The sequence below is a fragment of the Micrococcus sp. GbtcB5 genome, from assembly GCF_019091605.1.
In the GTDB taxonomy this organism is placed as follows: domain Bacteria; phylum Actinomycetota; class Actinomycetes; order Actinomycetales; family Micrococcaceae; genus Micrococcus; species Micrococcus luteus.
Genome location: NZ_JAGXJK010000011.1, coordinates 52,653 through 65,295, shown reverse-complemented (window position 1 = coordinate 65,295; position 12,643 = coordinate 52,653). Strand labels below are relative to the sequence as shown.

The 12,643-nt window shown below is 72.5% G+C and carries 12 protein-coding genes and 1 tRNA gene; 5 read left to right on the top strand and 8 right to left on the bottom strand.

Going from position 1 to position 12,643, the window contains the following annotated elements:
- Window positions 1-4 precede the first annotated feature (4 nt).
- Complete coding sequence (locus tag KVS67_RS05730) at window positions 5-928, bottom strand: glycerophosphodiester phosphodiesterase family protein (protein WP_036383537.1); 924 nt, start codon at window positions 926-928, stop codon at window positions 5-7.
- A 100-nt stretch (window positions 929-1,028) separates the two neighbouring features.
- Between KVS67_RS05730 and KVS67_RS05725 the strand changes: the two genes are divergently transcribed.
- Window positions 1,029-2,306 (top strand): DUF445 domain-containing protein, encoded by a 1,278-nt coding sequence (locus KVS67_RS05725; protein WP_044658638.1) that lies wholly within the window; start codon window positions 1,029-1,031, stop codon window positions 2,304-2,306.
- A gap of 128 nt (window positions 2,307-2,434) precedes the next feature.
- Here the strand turns inward: KVS67_RS05725 and KVS67_RS05720 are convergent, their stop codons facing one another.
- From KVS67_RS05720 to KVS67_RS05710, 3 genes are all read right to left on the bottom strand, one after another.
- Complete coding sequence (locus tag KVS67_RS05720; protein ID WP_095695214.1) at window positions 2,435-3,322, bottom strand: hypothetical protein; 888 nt, start codon at window positions 3,320-3,322, stop codon at window positions 2,435-2,437.
- Window positions 3,323-3,355: 33 nt separating this feature from the next.
- On the bottom strand, window positions 3,356-4,081 hold the full coding sequence (locus tag KVS67_RS05715) for an alpha/beta hydrolase (RefSeq protein WP_041103593.1): 726 nt from the start codon (window positions 4,079-4,081) through the stop codon (window positions 3,356-3,358).
- 61 nt (window positions 4,082-4,142) lie between these two features.
- Window positions 4,143-4,215: transfer RNA gene (locus tag KVS67_RS05710), tRNA-Lys, on the bottom strand.
- A 158-nt stretch (window positions 4,216-4,373) separates the two neighbouring features.
- Here KVS67_RS05710 and KVS67_RS05705 point away from each other — a divergent pair.
- From KVS67_RS05705 to KVS67_RS05695, 3 genes are all read left to right on the top strand, one after another.
- Window positions 4,374-5,048: a hypothetical protein gene (locus KVS67_RS05705; RefSeq protein WP_002856103.1), complete on the top strand. Its 675-nt coding sequence runs from the start codon at window positions 4,374-4,376 to the stop codon at window positions 5,046-5,048.
- A 139-nt stretch (window positions 5,049-5,187) separates the two neighbouring features.
- On the top strand, window positions 5,188-5,814 hold the full coding sequence (locus tag KVS67_RS05700) for a hypothetical protein (RefSeq protein ID WP_036314859.1): 627 nt from the start codon (window positions 5,188-5,190) through the stop codon (window positions 5,812-5,814).
- A gap of 15 nt (window positions 5,815-5,829) precedes the next feature.
- The gene (locus tag KVS67_RS05695) at window positions 5,830-6,855 is read left to right on the top strand and encodes an inorganic phosphate transporter (protein ID WP_036384207.1); all 1,026 of its coding nucleotides are present in this window, start codon (window positions 5,830-5,832) and stop codon (window positions 6,853-6,855) included.
- Between the two features lie 92 nt (window positions 6,856-6,947).
- On the opposite strand, the gene pstB is transcribed toward KVS67_RS05695, so the two are convergent.
- From pstB to pstS, 4 genes are all read right to left on the bottom strand, one after another.
- A complete protein-coding gene (pstB, locus tag KVS67_RS05690; RefSeq protein ID WP_036384205.1) occupies window positions 6,948-7,727 on the bottom strand; it encodes a phosphate ABC transporter ATP-binding protein PstB in 780 nt (259 codons plus the stop codon).
- 86 nt (window positions 7,728-7,813) lie between these two features.
- A complete protein-coding gene (pstA, locus tag KVS67_RS05685; protein WP_036384203.1) occupies window positions 7,814-8,995 on the bottom strand; it encodes a phosphate ABC transporter permease PstA in 1,182 nt (393 codons plus the stop codon).
- Between the two features lies 1 nt (window position 8,996).
- Window positions 8,997-9,953, bottom strand: a complete 957-nt coding sequence (pstC, locus tag KVS67_RS05680; RefSeq protein WP_044658633.1) for a phosphate ABC transporter permease subunit PstC — start codon at window positions 9,951-9,953, stop codon at window positions 8,997-8,999.
- A 134-nt stretch (window positions 9,954-10,087) separates the two neighbouring features.
- Entirely contained in the window at window positions 10,088-11,200 is a 1,113-nt protein-coding gene (gene pstS, locus KVS67_RS05675) for a phosphate ABC transporter substrate-binding protein PstS (protein WP_036384202.1), read from the bottom strand.
- A 226-nt stretch (window positions 11,201-11,426) separates the two neighbouring features.
- Between pstS and KVS67_RS05670 the strand changes: the two genes are divergently transcribed.
- Window positions 11,427-12,596, top strand: coding sequence for an aromatic acid exporter family protein (locus KVS67_RS05670; RefSeq protein ID WP_182488542.1), 1,170 nt, complete (start codon window positions 11,427-11,429; stop codon window positions 12,594-12,596).
- The last annotated feature ends 47 nt before the right edge of the window (window positions 12,597-12,643 follow it).

The following is a 12,643-nucleotide window of genomic DNA, read 5'->3' as shown; positions in this document are numbered from 1 at the left end:
GCCCTCAGGCCCCGGTGGGCACCCGCTCCCGACGCGCGGCGGCCCGCTCGCGGACCCAGCGCAGCACGTCCTCCGGACGGTTGGTGGTGAGCTCCTGCACCCCCTGGGCGAGGAGGAAATCGGCGTCCTCGCGCTCGTCGACGGTCCACACCCGCAGCCGCCGCCCCGCCGCCAGCCACGCCTTCACGTCCGCCAGGTGCTCCCGCACGTAGGCCACGGAGGGCCCCGCCATCCCGGCCCGGCCGCGCCAGACGAGCGCCTCGGACCCCGCCAGCGACTGACGCGCCGCCGCACGCACCGCCGCCCGGCTCAGCGGCCCCCGCGCGAGCCGGGTCGGCAGCTCCGTCGGCATGAGGTCCATCAGGGGGCAGAGGGGGTCCGTGCCGGCCAGCGGCGCCACGTGGCGCAGCGCGTCCGGATGGAAGCTCATGAGGGACACCTGCACCTGACCCAGTCGGCCGGTCTCCGGGTCCCAACCGGCCCGCAGCAGCTCCCGCAGCACCCGCTCCTCGAGCTCATGCCCGAACGGGGAGGGGTGCTTGAGCTCCACGGCCAGGCGCAGCGGCCGGTCCGCGGCCGCCGCGATCGCCAGGAGGTCGGCCAGGGTGAGCACCTGCTCCCCCGCGCCGCCGTACACGGCGGGCGGCGCCGTCGTCGTGGCGGGCTCGGCCCCCGGACGCCGGGCGTGCCACGAGACGACATCGAGGCCGCGCAGACGATCCAGCGTGTGGTCCGCGACCGCGCCGCGCCCGTCCGAGGTGCGATCCACGGTGGGGTCGTGCCAGCAGACGACCTCACGGTCCCGCGTGAGCTGGACATCGCATTCGAGACCGTCCGCGCCCACGGCGAGGGCGTGGAGCATGGCGGCGCGGGTGTGCTCGGGGAAGGCGGCGGAGGCACCGCGGTGGGCGATCACGAGGGCGGGCACGCCGCCAGGCTAGGGAGCGCGAGTGCCGGCCACGTCACCGCAGGGTGCCCGGCTGGTTAACTGGTGGGGACCATTCGGTGCACGCGATCAGGAGCCTCCCGTGTCCTTCTCCCCCGACCCCGCCCAGCAGCTGCTCAGCGCCGGTGCCCTCGAACGCGCGGCGGGCCTGCGGCGCATGAAGGCCGTCGCCCTGGGGCTGCTCATCCTGCTGGCCGTGGTGTTCGTGGTCGCGTTCCCGTTGCAGGACACCCACCCGGTGTGGGGCTACGTGCGCGCCGCCGCGGAGGGCGGCATGGTCGGCGCACTGGCGGACTGGTTCGCGGTCACGGCGCTGTTCCGCCACCCGATGGGTGTGCCCGTGCCGCACACCGCCCTGATCCCGCGGAAGAAGGACCAGCTCGGCGCCGCGCTGACCGAGTTCGTGCAGGAGAACTTCCTGGACTCGGAGGTCGCCCACGAGAAGGTCGACGGACTGAAGGTGGCCGAGGCCGCCGGCGGCTGGCTGCGCCGTGAGGAGAACGCGGCCCGCACCGCCCGGGAGATCGCGACGGCGGCCCGGGGCGCCATGGCCGCGGCCGACGACGACGCCGTCCAGGAGCTGCTGCGTCAGCTGATGGAACGCCACATGGTGGCCCCGGACTGGTCCCCCACGCTCGCGGGCGTGCTGGAGGACGTGGTGGCCGGCCGGCACCACGAGCGCGTGGTGGACCTCGTGGTCGCCCACACCGGGGACTGGGTGGCCGCCCATCCCGAGCTGTTCGTCGAGACGGTGCGCCGTCGCTCCCCCGAGTGGAGCCCGGACCTCGTGGACCGCCTCCTCGCCGAGCGACTGCACGCCGAGACCCTCAAGTATCTCGCCGGCATCCGCCGCGACCGGCAGCACGAGGCCCGCCGCGCTGTCGACGACTGGCTCGACCGCCTCGCCGACGAGATGCGGAACGAGCCGGCCACCCGCGCCTCGGTGGAGCGGTTCAAGCGGAACCTGTTCGCGGACGAACGGCTGCGTGCGTGGGCCGGGCGGGCCTGGGTCTCCCTGCGGGACTCGCTCCTGGACGCGCTCGAGGACCCGTCCTCCGACCTGCATCGCGCGCTCGTGGCCGCCCTGCGCGACCTCGGCGCCCGCCTGCAGGAGGACCCCGAGCTGCGCGACCGCGTGGACGGCCACGCCCGCCGCGCCGCGGCGTATGCGCTGAGCTCCTACGGCCCGGCGCTCACCGGGGTGATCGAGGAGACGGTCGCCCGCTGGGACGGCGAGCAGACCGCGCGCACCCTCGAGCTGTTCGTGGGCAAGGACCTGCAGTTCATCCGCATCAACGGCTCGGTCGTCGGCGCGCTCGCGGGCCTGGCGATCCACGGGGTGGCGACACTGTTCCTCTGAGACGGACCCGCTGCCCCGCACTTTCGAACGTGACATGGGGCGAATGGGCGCTTTCGAACGTGAGATAGGGCCTCTCTCACGTTCGAAAGCGCGGGGGCGGGGGCGACGGACGCGCGGGGGCGGGGCCGTCAGGCGGCGGGCTTGCCCTTCTTCTGCCTGTCGTCCTTCTCGTCCTTGCCGCCGGGCAGGGCGCGACGGATCGCACCGAAGACGCCGCCGTCGTCCTTGGTGCCATCGGCGCGCCCCTGTGCGGCGCCCTCGCGGATCTCGCCGGGGATCACCATCGGCAGGGGGCTGAAGAGCTCCGCGGCGTTCTCCATCACGGCCTTGCCCATGGCGCGGTTGCCCACGCCGCCGATCACGGCGCCCACGCCGAACGGCACGGCGCGGCCCACGAAGCCGGCACCCTGCCGCAGGCGCATCTTGCGCATGAACGTCCTCTTGAGGCGATCCACCACGAACGCGCTGATGCCGGTGCCCGATGCGGTGCCCGCGAGCGCGTTGAGGCTGGACTGCGGGTCGTAGGGACGGCCGGCCTTGGCGGCGGCCTCGCGGAGCAGCTCCTTGGCGTCGTCGCCGAGCATGAGGCCCATGACGAGGGCCTGGGCGCGCTGCGGGTCCTGCGTGGTGATGCCGTGCAGCTCGGCGAGGGACTGCGCGTAGAGGGCGGTGGCCTCCATGAAGCCGGCGACCGCGACACCGGACAGGCCGAGCGCGGCCACGGTGCCGATGCCCGGGACGATCGCGGTGCCGCCCACGGCGGCACCGGCCCCCGTGACGGTGGTCAGGTACTGCTGCCCGAGCCGCTCGGCGAGACGCTCCGGGCTCTCCCCCGGGTGCTTCGCCGCCATGCGCTGGATGTTCTTCAGGACCAGGGGGCGCTGGACCGCCAACACCGTGGAGAGGGCCTTCTCGAAGCCCTCCGTGGGCTCGCCGTTCTCATCGAGTGCCGACTTCAGCCCGAAGTCCTTCACCTTCCCGGACGCGTACCGGCCGATCGTCGAGTTCTTTGCCATGCGCGCCACAGTATCGGCGCGCGACCCCCGCGGTCAGGACCCGGGCGTCGCCGCGCGCAGGGAGTGCTCGAGGAAGATGCGCACGTCACGGACCTCGTCGGGGCCGGTCCCGTGCAGGATCCCGGGGTAGGTGCGCACGGTCAGGCGGGTGTGCTCCTCGGCCCACGCGCGGGTGTGGGCGACGGCGTCCGGATGGATCACGGGATCCTCGGCGTCCCGGCCCCAGAAGAACGGGCGCGGGCCCGGTCCCTCGGCCGGGGAGTCGAGCATGGCCAGCAGCTCGTTGTCGACGGCGAAGCCGCTCAGGCCCACACCGCAGGTGAACGCCTCGGGGCGCAGACGCAGGACCGTCGTCGCCATGGCCATGCCCTGGGAGAAGCCGAGCACCGAGACCGTGCGGAAGCCGGCCGCCACGACCTCCTCGGCGGAGAGCACGTCGAACACGCGGTGGGCGGCGGCGAGCACCTGGGCGAAGTCGGACTGCAGCAGCAGGTCGAGCAGGAACCAGCCGTGCGCGCCGGGGTCGCCCGGGCCTTCGGACGCCGTCTCGTCGATCTCGAAGCCGCCGCGCACCGCCAGGCCGGTGCACCGCTCCGGGAGCATCGGGAAGTGGCGGCGCGCCGCGCGGACCTCGTTGGAGCCGTAGCCGTGGAACACGAGCACCAGGTCCGTGCCCGCGCGCTCCGCCGGCGGGCGCGACCACACCACGCTGTGGCCGGAACTGATCGTCTCGGTGACTGGTGGGGGCGTGGGGCTCATGGCTCCATCCTAGGGAGGGCCCCCGACCGGGCATCGCGCCTAGTCAGGGGCCGCTCTCGGGTGGGCCCTGCGGGGATCGAACCCGCGACCGGCGGATTAAAAGTCCGATGCTCTGCCAGCTGAGCTAAAGGCCCCCACCCGCGGCCGACGACGACGGCGTGCGGCCGACGACGGCGACCCTCGCGGGTGCCCTCCGATGGTAGCCCAGGCGTCCGGGGCACTACCGTGGACGGGGCCGCCGCCTCCGGCGACCACATCCCCACCCCGATGCGCCCTCGAAGGGAGCCCGCCCATGGCACGTCACCGCCTGCCCGCCGGCCGCGGCGCCAGCTCGAGCGCCTCGGGCGTGCTGCGCCCGCACCGGCCCCGCCTCTCGGAGCCGCAGGAGCTCACGCACTTCGCCGGCGGCGAAGACCCGCAGGAAGTGGCCGCGGCGGCCTCGCGCCTGGCCCACGCCCTCGTGGCCGGCGGCCGCGCGGAGGAGGACCCGGCCGTCGTCGAGCGGCTGGTCGGGCTGGTCCGCGAGCTCGGCGTCGAGACGCTCGCCGAGCTGTGGGCGGACGCCCCGCCCGTCTCGCTCGCCGGCGCCCTGTGGCGCCTGTACGCACTCCAGGAGGCGACGACCCGCGACGGCGAGCGCTGGGCCGCCTGGTACCGCGCCGGGCACGCCGCCTACGCCTCGCGCGTCGTGGCGGGGGCCGTCGAGCCGCCGGGGCCGGCCGAGCTGCGCCGCCTCACGGACACGATCCTCACGGGCGCCTACCGCTCCGAGATCGACGTCGCGTTCGAGCGCGCCGCGGCCTACGCCCGCGTCGTGGCCCTGGGCCAGGTCGAGCACGCCGAGGGCTCCGAGGCCGCCGCCCCGGACCGCGCCGCCGCCCTCACCCGCCGGGCCGCGCGCCTGGTCAGCACCGCCGACGCCCTGGAGGCGGCGGGTCGAGCGTTTCGGGACGGATCGCTAGACTGAAGGGGACGGCGCCGGGCCGCTGGTAACCCCGGGCTCCAACACATAGCCGCTGCGAGCGGCCTTCCGCCGAGAGGCGTTCCCGGTCCGGCGTCGTCGTCGACCCCTTCGCCACCCGTCGACGAGAGAGCGACCGCTGCCCATGTCCCCCCGCATGCCCTGGCTCGTCACGCGCGACACCCCGGCGCTGCGCCACATGGCGGACCTCGCCGAGGCCCTGCACCGGTCCGTGCATCTGGTGGCCCAGGTCGCGGGGACCCGCGGACCCGAGGCGGACCGTGCCGCCCGTGAGCTCGAGGAGCTCGACTCGTCCTCGAGCGCCACCCTCATGGCCTTCCTCACCGCGCTGCGCAGCGCCTACGTGACGCCGCTGCCCCGTCAGGACCTCTACCGGCTGGCCAGCGGCGTGCACGCGACCACCCGGCGCGTCGTGTCGGCGGGCGTGCTGATCCAGCGGGCCGACCTCGAGGAGCTGCCGACGCACGCCCTCGACGTCCTCGAGACCGTGGGTCGTCAGGCCGAGCTGCTCGCCCGCGGCGCCGCCGAGATGCGCGACCTCGACGCACTGGAGGCCACGTGGATGCAGCTGCTGCGCGCCTCCCGCCGCACGGAGCGGATCATGGTCGAGTGGCTCGCCGACCTCGGCATGGACCTGCTGCAGCGCGACTACAACCGCCAGCGCGAGGTCGCCTGGGCGCTGCACGCGGCGCTCGAGGCCCTCTCCCGCGTGAACATGGACCTGGGCATGGTGCTCGTCCGTGAGTCCTGAGCCGGTGGAGGCGCCGTGACCGCGGGGCTCGCCGTCGTCCTCGTGCTGCTGTGCGCCGTCGGCGCGCTGATGGGGTTCCGCGACGCCCCCAACGCCGCGGCGCTGCCTGTCCGGTACCGGGCGCTGACCCCGCGCGGGGCCCTCCTCCTGACCGGAGCGGTCAACACCGTGGGCGCGCTGCTGGGCATCGGGCTCATCACGCTGAGCGTGCACTACTTCACCTCGCCCGCGGTGCGCAGCGAGATCGGCCCCCTGGCCGTGGGCGTGTCCTGCGTGGTGACCCTCGTGTGGGGTCTGCTGCTGTGGTGGCGGCGCCTGCCCGGCTCCAGCACGCACGCGCTGATCTCCGCGCTGGCGGGCAGCCACCTCGCCGTGCGCCTGAGCCTGCACATCGACGTCGCCCACACCATCTTCGACCTCGTCCGCGCCGAGGTGCTGCTCAGCCTGCTGCTCTCGCCCCTGATCGCGTGGGCGCTCGCCCGCCTGCTCACCGCGCCCGCCACGCGGCTCGCCACCCGCGGCACCACGGTCAACGTCCAGCACCGGGCCCGCGTCGCGTTGGGCATCTCCGCCAGCGCCATGGCCATGGGCCACGGCCTGCAGGCCGGTCAGCGCATGGGGGTGCTGTGGGCCGCCGTGCTGGTGGGGTCCGGGTCCGTCCTGGCGCCGGACGCCCTGACGGCCGAGTTCGTGGGGGGCGCGTTCCTGTTCGCCCTCGCGGTCGGGCTCGGCACGCTGGGCGGCGCCTGGCGGATCGCCTGGACCCTCACCGAGCGTCTCGTGCGCCTCGACCCCCTGCGGGCGTCCGTGGCCGCCGTCATCCCCGCGGGCCTGCTGTTCGTCGGATCCCTGGTGTTCCACCTGCCCCTGTCCTCCACCCACACGGCGACGGCGGCCATCGTGGGCGCCGGCCAGACGCAGACCTACGCGTCCGTGCGCTGGCCCACCGTGCTGCGCGTGGTCGGCTGGTGGCTGCTCACGCCGGTGGCCTGCGCCCTCCTCGGCCTCCTCGGCACGCTGGCCCTCCTCCCGCTGGCCTGAGGCCGCGCCCGACGACGACGCCCGGCCCCGCAGACGCCGCGACCCCGCCCGGCGTGCGGCCGGACGGGGTCGGGGACGGAGCGCGGGGCGGCTCAGCCGAAACGGCCGGAGACGTAGTCCTCGGTCTGCTGGCTCGAGGGGTTGTTGAAGATGACGTTGGTGTCGTCGTACTCGATCAGCTTGCCGGGCTTGCCGACGCCCTGGATGTTGAAGAACGCGGTCTTGTCCGCCACGCGCGCGGCCTGCTGCATGTTGTGCGTGACGATGATGACCGTGTACTCCTCCTTGAGCTCGTTGATCAGGTCCTCGACGGCGAGGGTGGAGATCGGGTCGAGCGCGGAGCAGGGCTCGTCCATGAGGATCACGTCGGGCTGCACCGCGATGGAGCGGGCGATGCACAGACGCTGCTGCTGACCGCCGGAGAGGCCGGAGCCGGGCTTGTCGAGGCGGTCCTTGACCTCGTTCCACAGGTTGGCGCCGCGCAGGGACTTCTCCACGAGCTCGTCCGCACGGGACTTGTTCAGGCGGGTGCCGTTGAGCTTGTAGCCGGCCAGCACGTTGTCCCGGATGGACATCGTGGGGAACGGGTTCGGGCGCTGGAAGACCATGCCGATCTGGGAACGGACGCGGACCGGGTCCACACCGGGCCCGTAGATGTCCTCGCCGTCGAGCAGGAGCTGGCCGTCCACGGTGGCGCCGGGGAGCACCTCGTGCATGCGGTTGATGCTGCGCAGGAAAGTGGTCTTGCCGCAGCCGGAGGGGCCGATGAAGGCGGTGACGGAGCGGGGGGCGATGTCGATGTTGACGCCCTCGACGGCCTTGAACTTGCCGTAGAAGACATCGACGTCGATGGCCTGGATGCGCTTGGACATGAGTGGTTCTGTTCCTTCGTGGAAGTCTCTGGGGGGGTGCGACGGGGTCGGGGCCGGCCGCCCGGGGGATTCCGGGCGGCCGGACCTCATCGGCCCTTCTTGGGGGCGAACGCCTTGGCGATGAACCGTGCCGCCAGGTTGAGCAGCATGACGATGGTCACGAGCAGCAGGGCGGCTGCCCAGGCGCGGGCGGTCGAGGGGTCCGCCGCCGTGGGCGAGGTCGGGGCGACCAGCTGGCGGTAGATGTACACCGGCAGCGCGGTCATCCAGTTGTCGAACGGGTTCCAGTTGATGCTGGTGGCGAAGCCGGCCGTCACGAGGATCGGCGCGGTCTCGCCGGCCACGCGGGCGATGGCCAGGGTGACGCCGGAGGCGATGCCGGAGATCGCGGTGGGCAGGACCACCTTGGCGATGGTCTGCCACTTGCGCACGCCGAGGGCGTAGGCGCCCTCGCGCAGCTCGTTGGGCACCACACGGAGCATCTCCTCCGTGGATCGGACGACCACGGGGATCATGAGCACCGAGAGCGCGATCGCGGCCGTGAGACCCATCTGCACGGACTGCAGTGCGGTGGACTTGCTGCCGGTGACCAGGGTCAGGACCCACGTGATCGCGGCGTAGGCGAAGAGGCCGGCCACGATCGAGGGGATGCCGGTCATGACGTCCACGAAGAACACGATGGCGCGGGAGAACCAGCCGCCGCGGCTGTACTCCACCAGGTAGATGGAGGTGAGCATGCCGATCGGCACGGAGATCAGGGTCGCGATGATCGTGATCACGACGGTGCCGATCAGGGCGTGGCCGAAACCGCCCGCGAGCCCGCCGGCGGGCTTGCCGTCCTCCACCCACGCCGAGTCGTCGATGCCGGTGATGCCCTTCATGTCGTACGCCATGATCTGCGGGTTGGCGATCAGGGTCGGCAGACCGGCGGAGAGGACCGACCACAGCACGGAGACCAGCGGCACCAGGGCCACGAGGAACGCCAGCCACACGAGGTTGCGGCACAGGCCGTCTGCGGCGCGGCGCCGGTTCTCCATCACGCGGGTGGCCACGTAGAGCCCCGCGATGTAGAGGATGGCGGCGATGATCACGAAACCGACGACGTTGAAGGCGCCGCTGAGCAGCACGGTCAGGCCGGCGGCGACGACGGCCGCGGCAGCTGCGACGGCCATCCAGGTCCAGCCGGGCTTCTGACCCTCGGTCAGGGAGTGACGCCGCGGCGTCACGCTGTCCTCGGTGGCCCGGGGAGAAGTCGAGACAGTGCTCATGTCAGTTGGCTCCCGAGAATTCCTTGTGCTTGTTCACGATCGCGCGGGCGATCATGTTCACCGCCAGGGTGATGATGAAGAGCATGAGACCGGCAGCGATCAGCTCGTGCAGGCGCATGTTGAACGCCTCGGGGAAGTTGAGCGCGATCTCCGACGGGATCGTCTGGTTCCTGCCGGACTCCACGAGCGACCAGGAGAAGACGCCGCCGGAGAGCACCATGGTGACCGCCATGGTCTCGCCGAGCGCGCGGCCGAGGCCGAGCATGATCGAGGAGACGATGCCGGCCCGGGCGAACGGGAACACGGTCATCTTGATCATCTCCCAGCGCGTGGCGCCGAGGCCGAGCGCGGCCTCCTCGTGGAGCTTCGGGGTCTGGGTGAAGATCTCACGGCAGAGCGCGGTGATGATCGGCAGGACCATCACGGCCAGCACGACGCCCGAGGTCAGCAGGGTACGGCCCGTGGTGGTGGCCGAGCCGCCGAAGAACGGGATGAAGCCCAGGTTCTCGTTGAGCCAGCCGTAGATCGGCACCATCAGCGGAGCGAGCGTCAGCCAGCCCCACACGCCGTAGACCACGGAGGGGATCGCGGCCAGCAGATCGATCACGAAGCCCACCGACTGCGCGATGCGCGGGGGCGCATAGTGCGAGATGAACAGGGCGACACCGATCGCGACCGGGGTGGCGATGAGCAGAGCGATGATCGACACCATCACGGTGCCGGCCATGAGCGGCCACACGTACTGGAAGAAGGAGTCCGCGGACACGAGCTCCGCACCCGGCTGCAGGGCAGGCCATGCCTCCGTCAGGAGGAAGACCGCCACGAAGGCGAGCACGAGCAGGATCAGGACGGCGGCCGCAAGGGCCCCGCCGGAGAGGAGCTTGTCTCCGGCGGCTCCGCGGCGGGGGCCGCGCAGGCTGGACGGCTTCGGTGCCGCCTCGTTGGTGGTTGAGGACACAGTGCCTTCCCTCAGATCGACGTGCGTGGTGATGGGCGGGCCGCGACGAACGAGAGCCCTGACGCGGCTCCAGCCGCCGGGCCCGTGGGGCCCGGCGGCCGAAGCGGCGGTGGGTCAGCCGACAAGAAGCGACATCAGCCCTTGACCGAGATGGCCTCGATGCGCTCCATGGCCTTCTTGCGGGTGTCCTCGGAGATCGGGGCGTTGCCCGCGGACTCCTCGGCGGTCTTCTGACCGTCCTCGGACACGACGTACTCGGCGAAGGCCTTGACCTGGTCCACGGTCTCCTGCGACTCGTACTGGTTGCAGTAGATGTGGTAGGAGACCAACACGACGGGGTACACGCCGGACTCGTCGGTGGCGCGGTCGAGCTCGATCGAGCCGTCCTCCTTGGCCTCGGACTTCTCGACGGTCGCGGCCGCGGCCTCGGCGGAGTACTTCACGTACTCCTCGCCGACCTTCACGGACACGGTGCCCAGCTCGCCCACGGCGGAGGCGTCGGCGTAGGTGATGGCGCCCTCGGTCTGGGAGGCCAGGCCCACGACACCCTTGGTGCCCTGGGCGGACTCGGCGGTGATGTCGGACGGCCAGGTCTCGACCTCGTCGTAGGACCAGGCATCGCCGGCGGCCTCGGTGAGGTAGGCGGTGAAGTTCTCGGTGGTGCCCGAGTCGTCGGAACGGTGCACGACGGTGATCGGGGTGTCGGGCAGCTCGACGCCCTCGTTCTGCGCGGCGATGGCCTCGTCGTTCCAGTTCTTGATCTCGCCGGAGAACACCTTGGCGATGGTCTCGGCGTCCATCTTGACCTCATCGACGCCCGGCAGGTTGTAGGCCACGGCGATCGGGGAGATGTAGGCCGGCACGTGGAACGCACCCTCGTCGCCGCAGTTCTCCTTGGCGGACTCAGCCTCCTCCTCCTTGAGGGCGGCGTCGGAGCCGGCGAAGGAGGTGGCGCCGGCGAGGAACTTCTCACGACCGGCACCGGAGCCGTCCGGGGAGTACTGCACGGTCAGGTTCGGAGCGGTCTCGGTGACACCCTGGGTCCAGGCGGTCATGGCCGCCTCCTGCGAGGAGGCGCCGGCGCCGACCAGGTTGCCCTGGACCTCGGAGGTGGTGCCCTGCTCGCCGCCGGCGGAGCCGGAGGCATCGGAGCCGCCGTTGCCGCTGTCCGCGGAGGAGCAGGCGGTCAGGGCGATGGCGGCCACGGACAGGAGGGCGGCGGAGCGGCCGAAGCGGTGAGCCTTCACGAAGAGCCTCTTTCAATCGGATGACGACGGTGAGGGCAGAGCGTCCGGCTGGCCCGGTTCTGCACCGCACCCGACCGTACGGTCCAGAGGTGAATCGAGTGCTCGGCCGGGGTGAACAGATGGTGAACGGGAGCGGCATTCGCAGGAATGATCTGTGCCGTGGACCACAATGCTTGGTTGAGCCTCGCACGGCGAGGGCTCCCCGGCGTCGGACTAGGCTGGCCGCATGACGGACCGCTTCGCCACCGCCACGGGCACGGTGCCGATGGTCGACCCCCAGACCCGCGGGGAGCGCCTCGGCCGCTTCCTGCGTCGGCGCGCCCGTGCGGGTTGGTCCCGCGTCCGCTCCTCCGTGGGCCAGGCCGCCCTCGTCGCGGTCTGCGCGGTGGGCGCCTATTGGTTCGCGGAGACCATCCTGGGCCACCAGCAGCCCCTGTTCGCCTCCACCGCCCTGCTGATCGCCCTCGGCTTCCAACGGGAGCCGAAGCTGCGCAAGGTGGCCGAGGTCGCCGTCGGCTGCACCGTCGGCATCCTGATCGGGGACCTGCTCATGGTCGGGCTCGGCCGCGGCCTGTGGCAGGCCTCGGTGGTCGTGTTCGTGTCCGTGATGGTGGCCCGGTTCCTGGACTCCGGCGCCACGTTCACGATGCAGATGTCCCTGCAGTCCGTCCTCGTGGTCCTCCTGCCCATCGGCACGGGAGGGCCGTTCGTCCGCAGCCAGGACGCGATCGTGGGCGGCGTCCTGGCCCTGCTCGTCACGTTCCTCTCGCCCCAGGACGTGCGCCGTCCCGCGGTGCGTCAGCTGGGTGGGCTCTACGACTCGATCGCCACGGTGCTGCGCGACCTCTCCCGGGCCCTGCGGGAGGACGACTCCCGCACCGCCTGGATGGCGCTCGTGGCCAGCCGCGGCACGCACACCACGCTGGAGGCGCTGCGCAAGGAGCTGCGCGTCACGCATGAGCAGACCGTGTTCAACCCGCTGCACCGCTCCTCGCGCTCCTTCGTGGACGACGCGGTGAACGCGGCGGACCGCTCGGACCTGGCGGTGCGCTCCCTGCGGATCGTGGCCCGGCGCGTGGTCTCGGTCCTGGACGAGGGCGTGTTCGACGACGACGACCGCGAGCGCCTGGCCGCCTGGTTCGACGACGCCGCGGACGCCGTCGAGATCCTGCACCGCTCCCTCGTGGAGCCGCAGGCCGAGGGCCGCCATCGCTCGCTGTCCGTGGCGCGGGACGCCCTGGGGGCGGCCGCGTCCGCACTGGACCCGCACCAGCTGGGCGGCGGGTCCGTGCACGGCGAGGCGCTCGTGATGCTGTTGCGGCCCATGATGGTGGACCTCATCGAGGCCACGGGCGCCGAGCACGACGAGGCGCGGGCCTACCTGCCCCGCGTCTGAGCCCGACGGCGGCGCGCGGCCCCGGCGGTCGACGTCGGGCCGCCTGC

Bases quoted from the DNA above. Each gene is read 5' to 3' on its own strand.
- pstA (WP_036384203.1), bottom strand. From the start codon at position 8,995: ATGAGCACTGTCTCGACTTCTCCCCGGGCCACCGAGGACAGCGTGACG.
- KVS67_RS05705 (WP_002856103.1), top strand. From the start codon at position 4,374: ATGGCACGTCACCGCCTGCCCGCCGGCCGCGGCGCCAGCTCGAGCGCC.
- KVS67_RS05715 (WP_041103593.1), bottom strand. From the start codon at position 4,081: ATGAGCCCCACGCCCCCACCAGTCACCGAGACGATCAGTTCCGGCCAC.
- pstB (WP_036384205.1), bottom strand. From the start codon at position 7,727: ATGTCCAAGCGCATCCAGGCCATCGACGTCGATGTCTTCTACGGCAAG.
- KVS67_RS05720 (WP_095695214.1), bottom strand. From the start codon at position 3,322: ATGGCAAAGAACTCGACGATCGGCCGGTACGCGTCCGGGAAGGTGAAG.
- KVS67_RS05700 (WP_036314859.1), top strand. From the start codon at position 5,188: ATGTCCCCCCGCATGCCCTGGCTCGTCACGCGCGACACCCCGGCGCTG.
- KVS67_RS05670 (WP_182488542.1), top strand. From the start codon at position 11,427: ATGACGGACCGCTTCGCCACCGCCACGGGCACGGTGCCGATGGTCGAC.